The sequence below is a fragment of the Synechococcus sp. MIT S9220 genome (assembly GCF_014304815.1).
Lineage (GTDB): Bacteria > Cyanobacteriota > Cyanobacteriia > PCC-6307 > Cyanobiaceae > Synechococcus_C.
In genome coordinates this window covers 2,266,933-2,288,156 of record NZ_CP047958.1, presented here as the reverse complement: position 1 = coordinate 2,288,156, position 21,224 = coordinate 2,266,933, and the positions used below count along the sequence as shown (strand labels likewise).

Genomic DNA, 21,224 nt, shown 5'->3' with positions numbered 1-21,224 from the left:
CAGCAACGCGATTTGTTGAGTCGTCAGATTCGGCGCCGCTGCTGCAGCCTCTGCAGCTGTCTGCTGGCCTTGGCAATGCAGAAGTGGATCCCCCCCAGCTCTGTTGAGACCTGTTTAATTTTCTCTTGGGAATCGTCATGCACGGCTTCGATTCCGCTCAGCAGCATGGCGATGACCTGATTGCCTCGACGGCAGCGCTCACTGACCAGTGACAGCATCTCCACGACGAGATCAGTGTCAAACAACATGGCCTGAAGCAGTGCCTGGCCTGGAATGGTTAGAAGTTCTGCCTGTCCTTCCACAACGCGAAAGTCGGCGTAGTGCTTGCCATTGGCGAAGAAACCAACTTCGCCAAGCAATTCCACAGCCTCAACTTCTGCCAGTGTGTGGATCTCGTCGCCGTAATGAATATCAACTGCGACACGCCCCTGAGTCAGCAACATCAAAGTCTCCACTGATTCGCCCTGATGAAACAGAATGTCTCCTTCGTCAGCGAAAACTTTCTCAGGATTGAGCTCCTGCTGGTGGGCAACTAGCAGGAGCTTCAGTCGTTCTCGAAAGGCCTGCAGCTGAGGTTCGTCTCCCCACATGGCTTCACCGTTGATCTCTCCGTGATACTTCTATTCGTGCGATAGCGCCCGTGTGCTTGAAGGATCAGTCTGGGATTTGTTCAGGAAGCTTCAGCTCACTGCGCCACTCGTTGAGGGGACGACCCCAGCCTTCTTCCAGTTTGCGGGAGATCACAAGCTCGGCATCCAGTCCCATCTGGAATCCTCTCGCTAGTGCGCGAAGCATCGGAGCCAAAGGTTCATTGTTCTGTAGTGCCGTGAGCATTCCTCCGAAGATCAGCATCACCGCCAGAGGCGATCGATTTTGGGCGAGGTTGAATCCCTGAAGGCCCAGTTCACTGACGCCATCGATTCCAAATCCAGTCAGCACATGCGTGATGTCATGGGTCTCCCTGAGGCGATGTGTGATGTAACCACGCTCATCGCTGATGGGTGAAGGGTCGATCAGCGTGTCGGGAGTAATTCCCTGGCTAATCAGCTGATCGGAGTAACAGCGACCGAGCGTTCCGGCAGGAAGTTTCTGGAGTGCCGACAAGTCAATCGGCTGCGGGCGCCAACCGTCGCTCACCAGTTGTGCGAAGTCAGGATTGTCCAACAGATGGCGGGTCATCTGTTCGGCAAGCGGGCTGTCTTTCAAGCTGGCGCCAACAGCGAGGACGCTGTCCAGAGAGCCGGGGCTTTTCAGAAAGCCCGCCAGACTGACTAGCATCTTCAGGCTCTGCAATCGTTCTCCGAGGTTGATTTGCATTAGTTGTTGAGACTAACTATCGATGTTGTTCTTCCCTTCTAGCAATGGTTAGATGAACTCCGGCGATGTTGTTTCCATTCCATTGGATCCTGCAAGTTTCCCACTGCAGGAGCCAGTGGTGTTTGACTCTGTAGTTTGGAACTTAGTGGCGTCAGTGATATTGCTGACTCCCGATACATTTCCACTCTGGAAATACTGGAAGGAGTTGCCAGAAGTGCTGCAAACATATGTTTTCGCTGTCTCTGTCTCTTCCTCTTTCTCTTCCTTGGGCAACTTATTGTTCGGAACAACAAGATTGTTGGCTCCGCGAAGACGTGGATAGGGTGTTCTGGCTGCGATTAGCCAGTCCGATCCCAGAATCGACAGCAGTGTGCTATTAGGTACTCCATAAAGCTGCTGGTAAACCAGATTGATTGCGTGGCTTTCAGGCAGAAGGTTCTGGCCACTCATAGTCTCGATGATCAATTGTGAGAAGCGATCTTTGCTCATCATTTTCTGACTCAGCAACATACCGTCGGGGCTGAAGGTTGCCTCTTCACCAGCTTTGAGTTGCACTACTGCGTTTGTATTGCCGATCAGGTTGGTTATTTCTGGAATTTGCACCTTCTCTGCAGGATCAGCTTGAGATGGAGAGCTGTCGCGTCGATGCCCCATTGCAATTTGCACAGGACTGCTTGTGTTGAATTCCTTGGCTTGCCATGGCATCGGAGATGAGGCTGTTGATCGCTGCAGGTTTGGATCGTTTACAAATCCTCCCTTGGTGGCAAATCTGTAACTGATCTGTCCGCCGATCACGGTGTCAAGAAGATTGTCGTATTGGCCGTAGGTCGAAAGCATCACCTGATTGCCGATTGGGACATTCACGCCAATCCGTCCTCCTCCAAATGATTCGCCAATCCCATGGAGCACATAAGGGGAGAGTGACAGGGTGATGGATTGGTTTCCAACGTCGGCGATGGGGATGCCGATCTGACCAATCGCATATCCGAGGTTGTTGACGCATTGATCCAGAGGAATCCCGCCGTTCACCCCGAACTGCCAGCGCCCCTTTTGCCAAAGACCTCCTAGTGCAACTTGAGACTGAAAACAGCCAGCGCTATCCCAGCCGTCGTATCCCATCAACACTGAACTGATGCTTCTGTTATCAGGGTTGAACCACTTGTATCCCAATTCAGTGCTTGCACCCCAGGCGCCATCAAAATTGCTGCTGGCGGTGGTGTAGCTGTACAGGAGATTGCTTCCCAAGCTCTGACTGAGCGGCATAAAAAAGGAAGCGTCACCAAGGATGAGCCCTGCTGCTTCTCCAAGGCTCTCGCCTGATGCATTGCTACCCCAAGCACTAGATCCGAAGCCGATCACCGGATTCAGCGTGGGGTACATCGAGAGGATGTCTGGAGAGCTGTCCTTTACTGGATTTTCGGCTGCATCACCAACGGTGGCTTCGCCGCTCAGCACTGCAAGCTCATAGCTGCCGTTGTCCTTCACGCTCAGCACATAGGTGGTGCCGCGGATTCCCAGCACTTTTGTTCCTAGACAAGTGTTTTGGGGTCCATTGACCAGCACCTGGCCGCGATCCAGGCGAAAGCAGTCTTCTCCAAGGCGGATCAGACTGTTGTTTCCCAGAAAGCCAAGCGCTCGTCGGTCAAATAGCACTTCAGCCCTGCTGCTGCCGGTGCTGACTTCCTGGCCACGGTCTGCGGTGTCATCAACGGTTGCTTCTCGCCGGTCGATGAATACTTCTCTGCCATCGATGATGCGTCGGATCGTGGCGCTGTTGAACGGAGCTGCCTCAGCTGCCGCAGGCATCAGAACTGCTGCGCAAGCGATAGTCAACAGCTTTTTAAACACGTGGATGAACGCTTGAACACAGACTGTTGTTACTGATTTGTTTCTGACTAGGTGTGCTCTTTAGTGTCAGTTTTGAGTGCGAACACCCGTTGATCGTCTTGCCCACGGATAGGAAATGTCCCCAGGTCCTGTAGAGGCCAGTCGCCGTCTAGATGTTCCGCCACCGCAGCACTCATCACAATTGCTTGGCCGCATTGCTTGGCAATCGCCTCCAAGCGGCTGGCTGTATTCACGGCATCGCCGATCACGGTGTAGTCCATTCGGCTGGCGCAGCCGATGTTGCCGCTCACAACCCAGCCGTAACTGAGTACCACCACCTGATCCCATGGTGATTGCCCTTCGGCGATCCAGGCACGATTGAGAATGGCGAGTCGTTGCTGTAAAGCGATTGCCGTTTTGACCGCAGCCAGCACATTGGTGCTGCTTGTTTTCTGAAGTGGTGCCCCAAATACCGCGAGCACGGCATCGCCGATGAATTTGTCGACCGTGCCTTCTTCTGAATGCACTGCATCCACCACTTCGCTGAAGTAGGTGTTGAGTCGATCGACCAGTTGTTTGACGTTCCCTTGCTTTGTCATCTCCTGTGTGAAGGCTGTAAATCCACGGATGTCGCTCATTAAGATCACCACGTCTGTTAACTGCCCGCCTAGAAGTTGATCGGCTTCTTCAGGCTGTTCAGAGATCACTGCGGCCACGGCAGGAGATAGATATCGACCGAGCGTGCGGCGCAGACGTCGGCGCTGCCACTGCAGTCGCACGGTTGCATCGGCACTCGTCACGATCCCCGTGACTCCCAGGCTTCCCGCTACCCCTAGAACCGGCAGCAGAAGGCCGCCCCAGACGATCAGACCTGCACTGCCTGCGACCAAAAGCCCTGCGGCGACCAGCAGCAAGCCCAGGCGAGGTAGTGGTCGTTCAAACCGGGCCGCGCACACCCCGGTGACTAGCACCAGCATTGCCATCACCAGGTTCCATCCAGGAGGTGCAGGGATCCAGCGCAGTGAACGTGATTCAAGACGGTTGGCCAGTTCCGTCCCATGCAGTTCAACTCCCGGCATGCCCTCCGCTCCTGAGAACACGGCGGGATGGCGATCTTGCAACACGGCTGCAGTCGGTCCCACAAGAATCAGGGCATTGCGCAGCCGCCCGGACTTCTTGATTGATGCATAGGCCTGCGGTTCAAGCAGTTCCCAGATGGAGAGGGTTGGAATCGTCCTTGGCGGACCGTAAGGATCCAGCAGGTCGCGGCTGTGGATGCTGAGATCGGCGGACTCCTTCTGTTTCCTGAGCAGCGCGATGGCCAGGCCATCTGGAATTGAAGCATTCAGCTGTTCACGCATCGACTGAGTGACCTGCCCCGGACGGCGTCGGATCACTCCATCACTGTCCGGTTCGCCATTGAGCAGTCCTCGATGCAGCGGCTGGTCAGCAGGCCGCAGGCCTGGCGTGACATCCAGAAGGGACATCCCTGCAACGGGTCCCCGGGTGCTGAGAACCTGAACGCCAAGAACCACCTGCTCACGATGACGTTGTAGGGCCTCGGCAAATGCCGCATCGTCTGTCTCTCCATGGCTGCTGGGCGATTCAAAGAGCAGGTCGAAACCCACCACAGTCGCTCCTGCCTCGATCAGGCGATCCAGCACCGTGGCATGGATTTGTCGAGGCCAGGGCCATTGGCTCAGGCTTTGCAGCAGCGGATCGTCGCTGAGATCCACATTCGCTGCCTGCTGCAGGCTGAAGTCGTCAATGGCCACGATCATCAATCGATCTGGCACTGGCCGGAGTCCGCGGGTTTCCTGCACCATGCCGGCAAAACGCAACTCCACGCTGGTCAGCCAGGCGCTGCTTAGTCCACCGCTCACGGCGACCACACCACTGAGGATCAGGACGGTGCTGTTGCGATGCAGCCATTGCCGAAGAGATGGTCTGCTCATGACTGGTTCAGTTTCTGCGCAAGAGGCCTTGGCTGCTCAGCAGTACTGAAGAGTGCCTTTAGACCCTCCAAAATCAGTGCCAGCAGTTTCATCACCAGATCGCTGTCATAGGTTGGGCTTGCTGAAGGTCATCCCCCTGCACGGCTAGCACGCGTTCAGTCGGTGTGTCCTGCTGCATCACCAACTCTTCGAAGCTCCTTAGACCCGAACGTTCTGCGTTGGCAGAATCGGTTGCGGCTTGATGTCAACATCGTCATGGTGATCTTGTGGCTTGCCTTTCTTCCGGTCGCATTCCTTATCAACGATGTCTGCGCTCACGCCTGAGGACCTTGGATCCATGCCCCTGTTCGCTTGCCTGCCGGTCGAACAGCTGACGCTATTGCTTGATCGTTATCGCGAGACCACTCATCAGCCTGATCAGGTGATCTTGATGGAACAGGATTGGGGCGAATCACTGTTTGTGATCCGTGATGGCTTGGCCAAGGTGCGCACCTATACAGCTGACGGGGATGAGGTGATCATGTCGCTGCTGGGGCAAGGAGACGTTTTTGGCGAGATGGCCGTACTGGATGGTGCTTCACGCTCCGCCGATGTGGTTGCTCTGACGCCTCTGCATCTGATCAAGATGCGATCGGCTCCCTTTGCCTCGCTGCTGGGTCAGCTCGCACCATTCGCGTTGGCGCTGGCACGTTTGGAGGCTGGCCGACTGCGTGATCTCAACCAGCGTTTTGCTCTGCAGAGCGCCGATGCCACCACTCGACTGCTCGATGGGTTGGCATACCTGGCGCGCAAAAGCTCAGTAGGTCAGGACCTGCAGGCGGAACTCCCTCCATTGGCACAGAGGGAGATTGCGCTTCTGGCCGGTCTGGCCAGGGAGACGGCTTCACGCACCCTGAGCAAGCTGCGTTCTCGCGGAACGATCACTGAGCAGAACGGCCGCTTGCGTCTGGCTGATCTCAAGCCGCTTCTCAAGCGTGGTCTGATTTCCTGATGCCTCTTTGGTCTGAGTGATTAGTCCCCTCTCCGGAGGTTAAAAAGCTTTTGCATGCGTGCGATCAACGCGAGGCGCCGGGACTCAGCACGTTGCTGCTGGTTCGCTTTGAGCTGCTGTCGGCGTGCGGCCATGATCGATCCCATGGTTTCGAGAATTTCAGGCTGTTCTTCGAGCAGTGGCAGAAGGTGTTTGCGTTCGATCTCGATCAAGATGCATTCGCTCTTGCAGATCACACTCGCTGAACGTGCTTTACCGGTGCAGAGTGCCATTTCACCAAAGGTGTCACTGACCTCAAGATCTGAGACGTATCGACTTGGATGGCTGGTGGAGCTGTTGGCGCTTGCTTGAAACACCTCCAGTGTGCCTCGAACCACGAGATAAAGACTGTCACCGCGCTCTCCTTGCCTAACGACCGATTCGCCGGGTGCAAAGGTCTCGCAGCTTGCCTGGTCCGCCAGCATGGCAAGCTGCTGCTCATTGAGATGACCGAAGATTTCTGTTGAGGCCAGCAGGCTTTGTTTTTGCTCCAACGTAATGTCGCTTGATGGCAACTTGGCTTGGCTTGGTTTGGTGCGAACGTCTCGGATTGGATAGGGAATTGACTGGTCAATGCGATGCAGGGCATACCAAATCTGTTCAAGCACTGTGCTTTTCAGTTGGCGCAATTCCAGTGGTGATCTTTGCCAGGTCAGCAAGCGGTAGGTGATTGAGCTGTCTTCAAAGGACGATACCCAAACTTTGGGAGTGGGTTGATGGAGCACCTTGCGGTTGTGTTGAAGAGTTTGTTGCAGCAGCTGGATCGCCTGTCTTGGAGGCAGGCTGTAGTCCAATCCCACATCGATCATCTGTCCCACAGGTTCTTCAGGTTTGAACCGGCGCAGCCCTTCCACGGCAATGCGGCTGTTCGGTACCACGGTGATTGAGCCATCCAGTCCGCGCACTCGGGTAGTCATTAAACGCAGCGATGTCACGACGCCGGTTGCTGAATCCAGATCAATCCAGTCACCTTCTTCAAAGGGCGAGTCAACCTGTAGCGAGATCCCTGCAAACAAATTTTTCAGGGTCTCTTGAGCGGCAAGACCGATGACGGCGGTGACGACGGCCGAGGTGGCTGCCAAGCCAACAAGATTGACGCGGAAATCTCGGTGAATCACCACCATCGTTACGACAGTGATCACTGCAAGGGTGAGCAGGTCTCGCAGGATCTTGGCGGTGGGTTTCCACCAGCCCAGCTCAGCGGGAATCTGCAGGATGCCCCAGTTCAGGATGCGAATCAGGCTCAGAGCCCAGAGCAGCGTGATGGCTGCTGCCAGTGAATTCTGCAAAACCGGCAGACCGCCGTAGCTGACGATTTCAGCCAGCTTGCTCAACAAGGGGATGCCGATCGCTGCAATCAAAGGCATTCGCAAAGGCGGCGGGCTGAGCTTCTGGCGTTTGCAAACCCGATGGACCGTCAGAAGTGCCACGATGACCAGAAGGCTCAGAGTCAGAGTCATGGCGCTCAGTTCTGCAGGTAGGTGCTCTGGCGCAGACTGATCTCAAGATGGTCCATGAGTCGTCGCGCTTCGGCGATCTTGAGCTGGTTCGCTCGGATGGAGCGCTCACTGGCGACACGCAAACGTTCCAGCAGAGATTCCGGGTTGTGTTCCATCGCCATCAGCACCTCGGCGTTGGTGTCGCCACGCACGACGTGATCCACCTGGTAGTCGCCTCCGGGTGCCAGACGAATGTGCACTGCGTCGGTGGTGCCGAACAAGTTGTGCAGGTTGCCCATCACTTCTTGATAGGCCCCTCCAAGAAACATCCCGATCAGATACGGCTCATCTGAATGCAGGGAATGCAGCTCCAGAAGTTGCTTGCTGCGTCCATCAGCAATGAAGCGGTTCAGGCGACCATCTGAATCGCAGGTCAGATCAGCGAAGTGGCCGAGCTCAGTCGGTTTCTCTGCCAGCCGGTGGATTGGCATCAGAGGGAAGAGCTGCTCAATGGCCCAGGTGTCGGGCGCAGAGCGGAAGATCGATAGGTTCGCGTAATAGGTGAGTGCAAGAACAGCCGGTAAGGCTTGAAGTTCTTCGGGGAGTACGGCGTTCTCAGGGAGCCTTTCCACCAGAGCCCGTGCAGAGGCCCAGGTGAGTTGTTCCGCCTGACTGCGTTCGGTGAGGCTCAGATAGCCAAGCCTGAATGCAGCTAATGCATCGTCCTTGAATTTGAGAGCATCGTTCCAGGCTTCCTGCAGTCGTGAGATATCTGCGCTTCCGTCATCAGGAAGCGTCTTGATCCCCTCCAGAGTGTCGTGAAGGTTGCGCACGATTAGAGATTCTTCTTCGGAGCGTGAAGGTGTGGAGTGGGGCAGTCCGCCGGTGCCGAGAACGTCGAACACCAGCACAGAGAAATGGCTGGCGATGGCCCGCCCGCTTTCGCTCACCAGAGTCGGAACGGCCACGTCGTGGGGTTCACATCCTTCCTTGACCGTGGCGACCACATCGTTGGCGTAGTTCTGAAGCGAGTAGTTCGTCGAGGCGGCCGTGGCTGTGCGACTGCCGTCGTAATCAATGCCCAGTCCTCCTCCCACATCCAGATAACCCATCGGAGCTCCGAGTTTGTGAAGCTCCACATAGATGCGGGACGCCTCCTGCAGGGCGTCCTTCACCACACCGATGTCATTGATCTGGCTGCCGACATGGAAGTGGAGTAAGCGCAGCTCGTCGAGAAGACCTGCCTCGCGTAGGGCTTCGACCGTCGCGAGGATCTCGGGGACCGGCAGCCCAAATTTGGCTTTGTCACCGACCGAATTGCCCCAGCGGCCGGTGCTTCGGCTCGACAGCCGAGCGCGGATCCCGATCAGAGGTGCAGCACCGAGTTCCCTGCTGGCATCAATGATCCGTTGCACTTCATCGGCTTGTTCGATGACGACAACGGGCCGTCTGCCCAGGCGCCTGGCCAGGATCGCCGTTTCGATATATCGCTGATCTTTGTAGCCATTGCAGATCAGCAACGCTTCGGGATCGTCAATGAGCGACAGGGCAATGAGCAGTTCTGCCTTGCTGCCGGCTTCCAGTCCGAAGTGCCAGCGCTTGCCGCAGCTCACCAGCTCCTCCACAACGTGGCATTGCTGGTTGCATTTCACAGGGAAGACTCCCTGGTAGCGGCCGTTGTAGTCGTATCGGGTGATTGCTCGCTCGAAGGCGGCATGGAGGCTCTCGAGCCGGTCTTCGAGGATGTCATCAAATCTGATCAGCAGCGGCAGGTTGAGGTTCCTGCCCTGCAGGCCTTTCACCAGCTCCACCAGGTCCAGGCTTCCGCCACGCTCTCCTCGTGGTTGCACGCTTACATGGCCGCGCAGATTGATGGAGAAGTAAGGATCCCCCCAACGTTCGAGTCCATAGAGCTCGGAGCTGTCCTGAATATTCCAGGCAGTGGTTGGCGCTGATTGTTCGTCGCTCTGCTCACGTCCTGGTTGGTTGGCGTCGGCGAGCACCATGCGTGAGAAAGCCCAGTGATGAATGGGCCAAATCTAAGGAGCTTGCTTCAGAGCAGCAGAAACCTGCAAGTGCCTGTCTTGCTTGCCAAGGGGGTAGCTGAGCACAGAAGATGGCAAGCTTCTTGATTCTGACTTTTCATGACCACCGAACGCACGTTCATCGCCATCAAGCCCGATGGTGTCCAACGCGGGCTGGTGGGTGAAATCCTCGGCCGCTTCGAGAGCAAGGGTTTCAAGCTGGTTGCCCTGAAGCAGATCACTCCCAGCCGCGATCTGGCTGAACAGCACTACGGCGTTCACAAGGAGCGTCCTTTCTTTGCTGGCCTGGTCGATTTCATCACGTCTGGTCCTGTGGTGGCCATGGTCTGGGAAGGTGATGGTGTGATCGCCAGTGCTCGCAAGCTCATCGGTGCCACCAAGCCCCTCGAGGCTGAGCCCGGCACCATCCGTGGTGACCTGGCTGTCAATATCGGCCGCAATGTGATTCACGGCTCTGATGCCCCTGAAACCGCTCAGTTTGAGATCGGTCTCTGGTTCCAGGCTTCTGAGCTCAATGACTGGTCCCCGTCCGATCAGGCCTGGCGTGTTGAGGCCTGATGGCTTGGTGATCGAGTGATTGACTTCAAGTCCTGGAACGATGTTCTGGGGCTTGGTTGAACTCTGTTCTCTTTGGGATTTACGGCACTGACAGTCGTTTGCCCGCTTGCTGCAGAAGATCGTTGAACCTGCAGACGAAAACCGCTCTGCATTTGCAGAGCGGTCGATTTCTGAAAGGAGCCAGGGATCGTTATCAGACCATTCCAAGCGAAGCTTGAACATCGTTGTTCATGAGTTGGTTCGTGTCCGTTCCATGAATCGTTGGGTTTGTTCCGAACAGACTTGGGCTTTCATTGGCTGGTTGGAGGCTGGCATTCAGCATCGTTGAGCTGCCTGCAGATTCCAGTTGTTGTCCAGGTGTTACGTCCTCTGAATCGATTGTTAGATCAATGTTTTGATGATTCTCTTGGCTCAGTAAGAAATCATTTTGATTGATGATTCTGGAGTTCAGATTGTGCTGACTGAAGTTGCCTGCCTGGACGTCCTTGAAAATCACCAAGGCAACTTTATCGTTCTCCTGTTGGTCGGAACCATCGGAATCAAAGTACAGGAGGCTGTCGCTGCCTTCCTGTGCAAAGCTTAAATAACCATCTTGAAAAATTGACTGGCGATTGAGACCAATCCCGTGGCCGATCAGGATGTCGTCGCAGTTGACGGTGTCGCCATTTTCGCCGGTCACGAAATCGACGAATAGCAGTGGATCGCGGAGTTTGTCCCCAGCTTTTTGTGAATCAGGTGAGGCAAAGCTGGTGGCCTGTTCATTGTGTTCAGTGTTTGATGATTCCTCGACAGACGTTGAGATCATCTGATTGGTTTGCGCTTTCGCGGCCTCCGCAGGGGTGAGGTCCTGAATGATTGAATCCTCGAACTGACTCATCTGCTCCTGAGAGTCTTTCGCTTGGAGCAGGCTCGTGAAGTAGTTGCGTGTTAATCGCAGCTGGTCGGAGCCAGTACCGGAGATGTAAGTGATTCCAGTGCCGCCATCGACGGTCAAGACATCAGCGTCAGCACCGGTGTCTACCAGCAGTTGTTTGGTCTCGAGGCCAGTGACTTTGACGCTGTCGAAGCCTTCACCAGTGCGCACAGTGCTGTTCAGTGCATTGCCCCTGATCTCGACCTTGTCGTCTCCAGGACCCACGTCCAGTGTGCTGTTGCGCATGGCCCAGGCGTTGCTGCTGCTGCCGCGGGCCTGCGCATCAAGACGAACGAGATCATCACCGTCCTCGGTTTCAAGAACTGAATGGTCGAGACCGATGGCTTCGGCGTAGCCCTGGCGATTCCTGACGGAGGCTCTGATTTCGATCTTGTCGTCATCAGCTCCGGTGTTGATCTGAGAGTTGAGAGCGCCATAGGCGGCCATGGTGTCTGTTGTGCTGCCGCGAGCAACGGCATTGATGCGCAGATTGTCTTTGCCTAAGCCACTGATGATGGAGCTGTTGTCCATGCCGTAGGCGGGATCAAAGGCGCTTGCCCGGGTGACAGCACGGAGATCAACCGTGTCATGGCCTGCACCCACATCGAGTGTGCTGTTGCGCATGGCCCAGGCATTGGTGCTGCTGCCGCAGGCACGGGCATCAATGCGCACGTGGTCATGACCAGCTTCGGTTTCAAGCACTGAATGGTCGAGTCCGGTCGCTTCGGCATAACCGTTGCGGTTGCTTGCAGCAGCTCTGATGCGGACCTTGTCGTCATCGGCGCCGGTGTTGATCTGAGAGTTGAGAGCGCCATAGGCGGCGATAGTGCTTGTGGTGTTGCCGCGAGCGATGGCATTGATGCGCAGCTTGTCTTTGCCCAGGCCGGTAATGATGGAGCTGTTGTCCATGCCATAGGCAGGATCAAAGGCACCAGCACGGGTGACAGCACGCAGGTCAATGTTGTCGTGGCCTGTACCCACATCCAGTGTGCTGTGACGCATGGCCCAGGCATTGGTGCTCATGCCACGGGCGTTGGCGTGAATGCGCACGCAGTCATTACCGCTTTCGGTTTCAAGCACTGAATGGTCGAGTCCGGTCGCTTCGGCGTAACCACTGCGATTGGTGGCGGAAGCTTTGATGTGGACCTTGTCGTCATCGGCGCCGGTGTTGATCTGAGAGTTCAGAGCGCCATAGGCGGCGATGGTGCCTGTGGTGTTCCCGCGAGCGATGGCATTGATGCGCAGCTTGTCTTTACCCAGGCCAGTGACAATGGAGCTGTTGTCCATGCCGTAGGCAGGATCAAAGGCGCCTGCACGGGTCACTGCACGGAGATCAATGTTGTCGTGGCCTGTACCCACATCCAGTGAGCTGTTGCGAATGGCCCAGGCATTGGTGCTCATGCCACGGGCGTGGGCATGAATGCGAACGGAGTCATTGCCTGCTGCGGTTGCAATGGAGGAATTGTTGAGTCCGGTGGCTTCGGCGTAACCCCCTCGGTTGAAGGCACCAGCACGAATATCAATGCGATCATTATTATTTCCAGTGTTCATCGTCAGTCCATCCACAGTGGTGACGGAAACAGAAGGCTGGGGGCCGCGGTTGCGTTGGAAGGCCCGAGCAGTGAAGTTCATGGCTAATAATTTGAGTGGAGCATTTGCTCTCGAACTCACTCACCTTCAGCGCAAAGTTCTCCGGATCCTGTGATGCGAATCAGGCCTGATTCACGGTTTGCTCAAGCAATCTTGTGATCTAGATCACGGTTTGAATGCCTGGGTCTGTAAGTGCCTGCAAATCATGGTTTTCAGCAGCTCTCGGTCCATGCTGGATTGAGTTTTTTCAAGGATTGCCTCGTCTGATCAGGTCTGTACTGATGGCGCCCATCAACACTCCTTTGCGATGGTGCACGCCGGCCAGCCAGGGAGAGCCCAGCGTCAATCTGTTTTCAATGTCGACCCGTCAGCTGGCTTGAAAGCGATTCCAGCGAAAGCTGGGTAGCAGTGCCGCAAGATCCCGCCTCGGCTCCGCGGTGCAGACGAGATCGGCAATCAGTTCAGAGGTTGCACCAGCCATGAGAACGCCGTTGCGATGATGGCCGCAGGCCAGCAGAAGCCCTGGAATCGGACTCGTGCCCAACAGTGGGCTTTCATCAGGTGTGCAGGGACGGAACCCCCACCAACGCTCCATGGGAGGCCAGCTCTCGGCTTCGGGTAGGAGAGCGGCAATTCCTTGTTTGAGGGTGGTTTGACCTTGTGGAGTGAGCCCTTCGCTGAAGCTGGCATTGCGTTCGCTGGTGGCTCCGACCACCACCAGCCCATCTTCGCGGGGCACGAGATAAATCCCTGGGCCGAAGATCACGCGCCGGAGGGCACCGCGCGGACTCTGCAGCGACAGCATCTGACCTTTCACTGGGAACACCGGCAGCTGAGGCAACAGCTGCCCGCTCCAGGCGCCGCTGCAGAGCACGGCGCGTTCGCAGGTCAGTGTTGCTTCCTTTCCCTCCGAATCCCTTGTGCGCACTCCGCTCAGCTGGTCATTGGCCGTGAACAGTTCCAACACCTCCACTCCCTCCTGGAACTGCACACCGCGATCCACGCAGGCGCTCTCCAGAGCTCGCATGAGCTGACGTCTGTTATCGATCTGACCGTCCTGGGCGAATAACAGTCCAGCCTTCCAGGCCGAGTTGATGCCTGGTAGTTCCTGCGCCAGCTGTTCATGATCCAGGTGCTCGCCGAATGCAGCTGTGGGGTAAGCGTCCCGTTCGTTGGCGCTGTGGAAGGGCACCACGATGCCCGTGGAACGAAGCCCGCAGGGAAGACCACTGTCGGCCTCGATCTGGGCGACCCAGCTGGGTATGCGGCTCAGACTGAGTTGTCCCAGGTGCAGTAGCGCTCCTTTGAGGCCTTCGGCGTGGGGCGCCAACATCCCGGCAGCAACGAAACCAGCTGCTTCGCTGCGGCGTCTGCTCAGCACCGTCACTGGGATTCCACGGCGTGCCAGTTGATGGGCGACGGCCAGTCCCATCAGCCCTCCACCAAGGATGAGCACCGGTTGAGGGGCTGAGCTGTCTGAGGCGGTCATGACCGAATGTCTAGCCTTTCCATAGGATCAAACCCTTATCGATCCTCTCAACGGATGTCGGCACCTGCAGCGACTGAACAGGCCTGGGAAGCTGTGATCGGCCTGGAAACCCATGTGCAGCTGGGCACCGACAGCAAGATTTTCACGGCAGCTTCCACCACCTTTGGGGATGATCCCAACACCCACATTGATCCGGTGGTGTGTGGTCTGCCGGGAACGCTGCCGGTGTTGAACCAGAAGGTGCTCGAGTATGCGGTCAAGGCTTCGATGGGCCTGAATCTGAACGTTGCGGAGCACTGCAAGTTCGATCGCAAGCAGTATTTCTATCCGGATCTCCCGAAGAACTACCAAATCACTCAATACGACGAGCCGATCGCGGAAGAGGGTTGGATCGAGGTGGAGGTGGCTGAAAAGGGCAAGGACACCTATCTCAAAAAGATCGGCATTGAGCGCCTTCATATGGAGGAAGATGCGGGCAAGCTCGTGCACGCCGGCAGTGATCGTCTCGCGGGATCCACCCATTCGTTGGTGGATTACAACCGTGCTGGAGTGGCGCTCGCAGAAATCGTCAGTAAGCCTGATCTGCGCACGGGTCGTGAAGCTGCTGAATACGCGTCGGAGATACGTCGGATTGTGCGTTACATCGGTGTCAGCGACGGCAACATGCAGGAGGGATCGCTGCGCTGCGACGTGAACATCTCCGTGCGCCGCGGACCCGATGCCCCCTTCGGCACCAAGGTGGAGATCAAGAACATGAACTCCTTCTCCGCGATTCAGAAGGCCTGCGAATACGAGATCCAGCGCCAGATCAAGGCCTATGAAAGCGGCGAGCCGATTGTTCAGGAGACCCGTCTCTGGGATGAGGGCAAGCAGCTCACCAAGAGCATGCGCAGCAAGGAAGGGGCCAGCGATTACCGCTATTTCCCCGACCCTGATCTTGGGCCCATTGAAGTGAGCGTTGAACAGCGTGAGGCGTGGAGGGCGGAACTGCCTGAGTTGCCAGCCGCCAAGCGGCATCGCTATGCCGATGATCTGGGTCTGTCTCAGTACGACGCTCGCGTGCTCACCGATGAGCGTCCGATGGCCGATTACTTCGAGGCCGTGGTGAGTGACGGTGCTGACGCCAAGCTCTCAGCCAACTGGATCACAGGCGACATCGCTGCTTATGTGAACAGCAACCGGCTGAGTTACGCCGAACTCCCTTTCCGTCCTGATCAGCTGGCGGAGATGGTGAAGCTGATCGACGGCGGCAAGATCAGCGGCAAGATTGCCAAGGAAATCCTCCCTGAACTGCTCGAAAAGGGCGGTTCACCCAAGGCGATCGTGGATGAGCGTGGGCTGGGAATGATCAGCGATCCTGGAGCGATTACCGCCATCGTTGAAGAGCTGCTCGCGGCTCATCCCGGGGAGGTTGAGGCGTTCCGTGGCGGCAAGACCAAGCTTCAGGGCTTCTTTGTGGGCCAGCTGATGAAAAAGACCGGTGGCAAGGCAGATCCCAAGCTTGCCAACCAGATTCTCAGCCAAAAACTCAAGGGATGAGCCTGGGTCGATAGACCTGGCAGCGATTCATTCCTTTGATCGCCTGCTCACCGAGATTGTCCGTGGCGATCTCTGCCCCAGCAAGGAGTGCGGTTTGTTCATCCATCAGGATGGGCGTGCCGAGCTTTCTCGTCAGTGATTCCAGGCGGCTGGACAGATTGACCGTGTCGCCGATCACGGTGAAATCCATCCGTTGTGGACTGCCGATCTGGCCAACCACCGCTTCCCCGCTGGCCAGGCCGATGCCACAGCTGAGCGGATCAAGGCCTCTCTCTGTCCAATTCTGATTCAGTTCTTCCAGGGCCTGACGCATGGCTGCTGCACAACGAACCGCCTGCCTGGCTTCCAGCTCAGTCCCTCGACTGACCGGTGATCCAAAAACGGCCATGACGCAATCGCCGATGAACTTGTCGACCGTGCCCCCATGCTCGTTGACCACCTCCACCATTCGGCCCAGGTAGCGATTCAGCTGATGGATGAGCTCTTCGCTGCGCCCTTGTTGTGATCGTTCCCGGGTCAGGGCTGTGAATCCCTCAAGGTCACTGAACAGGACTGTCACGTTGAGAGTCTTGCCTCTGAGAATGCCTTCAGCGCTGTCGCGGTCTTTGAGGATTTCCTGGACCACGCTTGGGGACACATACCGCTCAAAGGTCTGGCGGAGCCGTCGACGTTCCTGCTCCTCCCGCCAGAAACTGCTGACGGCAAGTGTGGAAGCCAGGCCAACGATCCCGGCGCTTGGTGCCAGCAAAGGCAGCACGGTCTGGCGTTGCACAAGCGTGATGATGCTGATTAGAAGGAGGCTGCTCAGGCCGAGTGAGCAACTGATCAGCCGCCAGCGCAGAGTGAGGCGCCGCGTGGCCAGATAGGCAATCAGCCAGCTGCAGGCAGCGCTGAACAGAGCTTTCTGCCAGGGATGCTGAGGCCATTGACGCAGACCGCTGCCGTCGAGGTCATTGGCGGTTGCTGTGGCCAGGAGTTCAACCCCCGACAGGGTCCCAAACGGTGTGGACTGGCTGCTCTGGTTGTCTTCCAGAGTTGGACCGATCAGCACCAGACTGTCTCGGAGCCTGTCTCGCAAGGGGTGATTGCGCCAACGCTGCGGGTCCAGCACTTCCCAGGCTGACAGTCGGGTGATGGTTCCCTCAGGTCCATACAACCGCAGCGAACGATCAGCCTGATCGTGCGGTGGCTCGAGCCCGGCGATCTTCAGCAGGGCGGAGGGGAGGGATTGCTGCAATTCGAAGTTGTAGGGCCGCAGCACCCGTTGCCCATAGGCTTCTGGATGTGGACCGATACTGCCGTCTTCGGCGTTGAGCATGTTGGTGAGGCCCAGATAGGGCAAGCCGCCCAGAGCATCCAGCAGGGTTGATGCGGGGGGCTCGAGGGAGAGACCGCCCGCCCCCTGGCGATCAACCGGTTCCATCATTTCGGCGGCCAGAGCCACTGATGAACTGTGGCGCTTCAGTGTTTGTGCGAGGCGGGCATCATCCTCCGGGCCATACATGCTTTGGCCGGCAAACAGCACATTGATCGCCACACCACGACTGCCAGCTGCGATGACGCGTTCAATCAGCTTCCCGTAGACCGCTCTTGGCCAAGGCCAGCGTTCGAGACCTTCACTCCAGGGCGCTGGGTTCGCATCCTCCAGTACCCAGCGTGCCTGTTGCAGAGATGCATCATCAACAGCGATGACCACCACCTCTGCCGGCGGTTTGCTGGGCCCCGCCCAGAGTGTGATCTGATCACTGATGTCTTTGGACCAGCTCCGCCATAGAGCCGGTGGCCAGCCGCTGAGGCCACCACACAGCAGGCCGAACAGCGTGATCGCGATACATGTTCTGGCCTTGCCGGTGGTTCTCATCCGCCATCGTGCATGGAGTTGGGGTGATCAGTTCATCAGAAGAAACGAACTGGGCTCGGCACGCTGGGCAGGCTGGGTGTGATTCGGATCTGGCTTCCCGGCACGCTGGGGATGCGTAAACCAGGCACATTCAGATTCAGATAACGCCTGAGATCAGCCAACCCCGGTAATGGAGCCGTGTAGCCGATGAACAGGGGGCCATCAAGGATTCTCTGGTAGTCCCCTGCAGCCAATTGCAGCAGTCCGATCACCACACCCGCAGGACTGAGTTGAAGGCGTTGGCCTGCTTCAACGGTGACGGCCTCCTGCTCACCGCTGTTGTCCGTCACTTCAACGGAGCCTTCCAGTACGGCCAGATCTGTACTTCCGTCATCACTGACTTTGAGAACGTAATTGGTGCCGCGAACGCTCAATCGGCTTGAGGACGTACAACCGTCCTGACGGCCTGAGATCAGAATCTGGCCTTTGTTCAGCAGGAAACAGCTGCTGCCGAGCTTGACCAGCGATTGGCGGTTGATTCGACCAACAGCACCTCCGCTGAAGCCAATCTGGCCGCGGCTCAGTCCTGTGCTGATGACTTGCGGCGGCTGGGCTTTTTGCTCGACTTTGGCTTTTTGATCGTCAATGAACAGTTCGTCTCCGTCCAGAATTTCCTCGATGGTGGCTTTCTGGGAGTCAGCAAAAACCGGAGCCGTTCCAATCAGTGAGATTGTCAGGCAGGAGCTGAATACGACGATCTGGCGGAAGAAGCTCATCGGTTCGATCGATCTGACCAATTGAATCCTGCCATCGTTCGCTGAGTGTGACTCTGAGCTCGTTTCAATCGTCTGATCTGACTGTGGTTGGGTGCGCTGATTGTTGTCAGAGCTCAGGCCTCAGGGGATCAAGGGCTGACTGGGGTTGATCTGCGCAAGCCTCGTCTGGATCTCTCGTTCCCAGCGGATTGGCGCTGAACAGTTGTCGAGCAGCAGGTCGGCCTGTTCGCATTTCCGGCTCATGGGCCATTGAGCGTTGATTCTTGCTTCGGCCTCGGCCGTGCTGAGACGGTCACGCTGCTTCAGACGCTCAAGCTGCTGTGCCGGCAGGCAGTGGACCACCCAGATTTCGGAGACCATCTCTGTGAGATCGGCCTCAAACAGAAGCGGAATCATCAACACGACGGTTGACGTTTCTGGATGACTGTCAAGTTCAAGCTCAAAGCGCGCACGGACCATGGGGTGGATGGTCTGCTCAAGCCATCGTCGTTCGTCTGGGTTGTGGAAGACGATCCTGCCCAGCTCGCGGCGATTGATGCTGCGTTGACCTGAGCTCCGCTCGATGTCGCAATCCGGTGCAGCTTCAACCTGTCGTCCATAACGCTTGAGCACGGCTTCAGAGGCCTGACTTCCAGCCTTCAGCGCTTCATGGGCGTAGCGGTCTGCATCCAGAACCACAATCCCAAGGTCTTGCAAGTAGCGCGCAACGCTGCTTTTGCCGCTGGCGATGCCACCGGTGAGACCGATGCGGTGCTGTGCACCGTGCCAGCGGGATGTTGCACTCAAGTGCCATTGCTTGATGACTGATTCCAGTCTGTAACTCGCGCGTTTTCACAGCGGCGCGTGGCCGTTTTGAATTTGAATAGGCCATGTGGATCGTTTGTTCAGGCCTTTGATGGCGCAATCTTCCAGCTGGACGCCGATCGAAGGCGGTGTCACTGCCCCCTGCGGTTTTCAGGCTGCCGGCATGACAGCTGGTCTCAAGGACTCCGGAAAGCCGGATCTGGCTCTGGTGCTGGCGCCGCAGGGTGCCGTCTGTGCCGGTACGTTCACCACCTCGATGGTGCGGGCGGCCTGCGTGGACCTCTGTGCTGAGCGCTTGCAAGCCAGCGAGGGATGTTGCAGAGCTGTGCTGATCAATTCCGGCCAGGCCAATGCCTGCACCGGAGACCGTGGTCTGATCGACAGCCAGCGCGCCACGCAGGTTCTGGCAGATCGGCTGGGCCTGGCGAGTGATCAGGTTTTGATCTGCTCGACGGGCGTCATCGGCGTTCCAATCCCGATGCAGCTGTTGCTGGCAGGTCTGGATCCGCTCGTGGAGGCTCTTGCAGTCGATGGCGGTTCGGCGGCTGCGAACGCGATCCTCACCACGGATCTGGTGGAGAAGCAGATCGCCGTTGAGGCCGAGATTGAGGGCCGCACCGTGCGCATTGGCGGAATGGCCAAAGGTTCGGGAATGATTCACCCCCAGATGGCCACGATGCTCGGCTATCTCACCTGTGATGCCGGAGTGCCATCAGAGGCTTGGCAGGCCATGGTTCGCCGCGCCGTGCAGCGATCGTTCAATGCCATCACCGTGGATGGCGACACCAGCACCAACGACACGTTTCTGGCCTTCGCCGCCGGTGAACCTCTGCCGGCCGATCAGCTGGATCGACTTGAACAGGGAGTGACTCTGGTCGCTCAACACCTTGCGCGTGCGATCGCTCGTGATGGAGAGGGTGCGACCTGCCTGATCGAGGTGCTTGTGGAGGGAGCTGCATCCGAAGCAGACGCTTTGCAGATGGCCCGCACCGTGTGTGGATCATCGCTGGTGAAAACGGCTGTGCATGGCCGTGATCCCAACTGGGGCCGAATCGTGGCGGCGGCTGGGCGCTCGGGAGTGGCCTTTGATGCGCAGGCGGTTTCTCTCTGGATCGGAGAGCATCAATTAATGAAAAACGGTCAGCCGCTCGGCTTTGATCGGGCTGCGGCGTCGACCTACCTGCGAGAGCGGGCTTCCGGCCGCTACCTCGAAGACGACGCTGTGCTGATTCGTCTGCTGATCGGCTCCGGACCTGGCCAAGGTCGTGCCTGGGGGTGTGATCTGTCCGATCAATACGTGCGCATCAACGCTGATTACACAACTTGATCAATTGAGGGAGGTGATGCAGCACCGGTGATCAGAGGCGAAGATGGGCTGCGCCGACTGTTCGGTGTTGTTCGTACCTGCCCGAGCGATGACTACGACCACCTCTGATCAGCAGCGGCCTCGGCGCCCTCGTTACTGGGTGGGTCCTCTTGTGGCGGGCGCTTGTTTTGCTCTCGGTTACGGCATCACCCAGCGGGTGGTGTTGATGCGGCAGACCTGGGAAAAGCCTCAGCAGGCCACGTTCCGCCAGAACAGCTTTCCTGGAGAGACCTTGGATGGATTGAGACGAAGGTATGGCGCTGATCAACCGTTGATGGGGGACGTTGCTGCGAAGGAAGCTCTGGATGCCGAGCAGCGCAAGGCCAACGAGCAGGCCGACGCCATCGCCACGCAAGTGAAGCCGCTTGAGCAAGCGCAGCAGGCTGATGTGCCTCCGCCTGGGACGGATCAAGAGGAGCCAGTGTCCACTGCTGCACCAGTGGCTTCACCTGCTCTGGATGTTGACCAGCAGGAGAGTACCGATGGGGCTCAGCCCGCTGCGGTCTTGACTCCCAACGATGAGGCGGTTGCGCCTGAGCCGGCGTCTGCCACTGACCCTGTCGTCGAGCCTTCTGTTCAAGTTGCGCCGGAACCGGAATCTGCCGCTGTTGCCACTCCTGAGCCTGCGGTTACTCCCACTCAACCAGCCATCGATGACTCGCTCATCTTCAGCGCACCACCGTCGACTGCACCGTCGACTCCACTGGCGCCCTGAGGTTGGTCACAACCCTGTCAG

General features: G+C 57.5%; 16 protein-coding genes. 5 read left to right on the top strand and 11 right to left on the bottom strand.

The window, feature by feature from the left end:
* Nucleotides 1-23: 23 nt before the first annotated feature.
* The 4 genes from SynMITS9220_RS12595 to SynMITS9220_RS12580 all read right to left on the bottom strand — a co-directional run bounded on the left by SynMITS9220_RS12595 (nt 24) and on the right by SynMITS9220_RS12580 (nt 5,099).
* The gene (locus tag SynMITS9220_RS12595; protein ID WP_186989671.1) at nt 24-590 is read right to left on the bottom strand and encodes a cyclic nucleotide-binding domain-containing protein; all 567 of its coding nucleotides are present in this window, start codon (nt 588-590) and stop codon (nt 24-26) included.
* A gap of 64 nt (nt 591-654) precedes the next feature.
* Nucleotides 655-1,317 carry a Coq4 family protein gene (locus SynMITS9220_RS12590; protein WP_186989669.1) on the bottom strand — a complete coding sequence of 221 codons (663 nt, stop codon included), beginning with the start codon at nt 1,315-1,317 and terminating at the stop codon, nt 655-657.
* A 48-nt stretch (nt 1,318-1,365) separates the two neighbouring features.
* Nucleotides 1,366-3,123, bottom strand: a complete 1,758-nt coding sequence (locus SynMITS9220_RS12585; RefSeq protein ID WP_255483125.1) for a hypothetical protein — start codon at nt 3,121-3,123, stop codon at nt 1,366-1,368.
* An 89-nt stretch (nt 3,124-3,212) separates the two neighbouring features.
* A complete protein-coding gene (locus SynMITS9220_RS12580; RefSeq protein ID WP_186989665.1) occupies nt 3,213-5,099 on the bottom strand; it encodes a CHASE2 domain-containing protein in 1,887 nt (628 codons plus the stop codon).
* Nucleotides 5,100-5,403: 304 nt separating this feature from the next.
* Between SynMITS9220_RS12580 and SynMITS9220_RS12575 the strand changes: the two genes are divergently transcribed.
* Complete coding sequence (locus SynMITS9220_RS12575) at nt 5,404-6,090, top strand: Crp/Fnr family transcriptional regulator (protein WP_186989663.1); 687 nt, start codon at nt 5,404-5,406, stop codon at nt 6,088-6,090.
* 20 nt (nt 6,091-6,110) lie between these two features.
* Here SynMITS9220_RS12575 and SynMITS9220_RS12570 read toward each other — a convergent pair whose 3' ends face one another.
* Both SynMITS9220_RS12570 and speA read right to left on the bottom strand, forming a co-directional pair.
* Entirely contained in the window at nt 6,111-7,589 is a 1,479-nt protein-coding gene (locus tag SynMITS9220_RS12570) for a mechanosensitive ion channel family protein (protein WP_186989661.1), read from the bottom strand.
* Nucleotides 7,590-7,594: 5 nt separating this feature from the next.
* Nucleotides 7,595-9,574, bottom strand: a complete 1,980-nt coding sequence (gene speA, locus SynMITS9220_RS12565) for a biosynthetic arginine decarboxylase (RefSeq protein ID WP_186989659.1) — start codon at nt 9,572-9,574, stop codon at nt 7,595-7,597.
* Nucleotides 9,575-9,712: 138 nt separating this feature from the next.
* Between speA and ndk the strand changes: the two genes are divergently transcribed.
* A complete protein-coding gene (gene ndk / locus SynMITS9220_RS12560) occupies nt 9,713-10,171 on the top strand; it encodes a nucleoside-diphosphate kinase (protein WP_186989657.1) in 459 nt (152 codons plus the stop codon).
* Nucleotides 10,172-10,364: 193 nt separating this feature from the next.
* On the opposite strand, the gene SynMITS9220_RS12555 is transcribed toward ndk, so the two are convergent.
* Both SynMITS9220_RS12555 and thiO read right to left on the bottom strand, forming a co-directional pair.
* Nucleotides 10,365-12,716: a hypothetical protein gene (locus SynMITS9220_RS12555; RefSeq protein WP_186989655.1), complete on the bottom strand. Its 2,352-nt coding sequence runs from the start codon at nt 12,714-12,716 to the stop codon at nt 10,365-10,367.
* 325 nt (nt 12,717-13,041) lie between these two features.
* Nucleotides 13,042-14,163, bottom strand: a complete 1,122-nt coding sequence (thiO, locus tag SynMITS9220_RS12550) for a glycine oxidase ThiO (protein WP_186989653.1) — start codon at nt 14,161-14,163, stop codon at nt 13,042-13,044.
* 54 nt (nt 14,164-14,217) lie between these two features.
* Between thiO and gatB the strand changes: the two genes are divergently transcribed.
* On the top strand, nt 14,218-15,702 hold the full coding sequence (gene gatB / locus SynMITS9220_RS12545; RefSeq protein WP_186989651.1) for an Asp-tRNA(Asn)/Glu-tRNA(Gln) amidotransferase subunit GatB: 1,485 nt from the start codon (nt 14,218-14,220) through the stop codon (nt 15,700-15,702).
* Here the strand turns inward: gatB and SynMITS9220_RS12540 are convergent.
* From SynMITS9220_RS12540 to coaE, 3 genes are all read right to left on the bottom strand, one after another.
* The gene (locus SynMITS9220_RS12540) at nt 15,692-17,563 is read right to left on the bottom strand and encodes an adenylate/guanylate cyclase domain-containing protein (RefSeq protein WP_186989650.1); all 1,872 of its coding nucleotides are present in this window, start codon (nt 17,561-17,563) and stop codon (nt 15,692-15,694) included. The two genes, gatB and SynMITS9220_RS12540, sit on opposite strands and share 11 nt — an antisense overlap.
* 35 nt (nt 17,564-17,598) lie before the next feature.
* Nucleotides 17,599-18,318, bottom strand: coding sequence for a FecR domain-containing protein (locus tag SynMITS9220_RS12535; RefSeq protein ID WP_186989648.1), 720 nt, complete (start codon nt 18,316-18,318; stop codon nt 17,599-17,601).
* A 120-nt stretch (nt 18,319-18,438) separates the two neighbouring features.
* The gene (gene coaE, locus SynMITS9220_RS12530; protein WP_186989646.1) at nt 18,439-19,104 is read right to left on the bottom strand and encodes a dephospho-CoA kinase; all 666 of its coding nucleotides are present in this window, start codon (nt 19,102-19,104) and stop codon (nt 18,439-18,441) included.
* A 109-nt stretch (nt 19,105-19,213) separates the two neighbouring features.
* Between coaE and argJ the strand changes: the two genes are divergently transcribed.
* On the top strand, nt 19,214-20,449 hold the full coding sequence (gene argJ, locus SynMITS9220_RS12525) for a bifunctional glutamate N-acetyltransferase/amino-acid acetyltransferase ArgJ (protein WP_186989644.1): 1,236 nt from the start codon (nt 19,214-19,216) through the stop codon (nt 20,447-20,449).
* Nucleotides 20,450-20,537: 88 nt separating this feature from the next.
* Nucleotides 20,538-21,203 carry a hypothetical protein gene (locus SynMITS9220_RS12520; protein WP_186989642.1) on the top strand — a complete coding sequence of 222 codons (666 nt, stop codon included), beginning with the start codon at nt 20,538-20,540 and terminating at the stop codon, nt 21,201-21,203.
* Nucleotides 21,204-21,224: the final 21 nt, after the last annotated feature.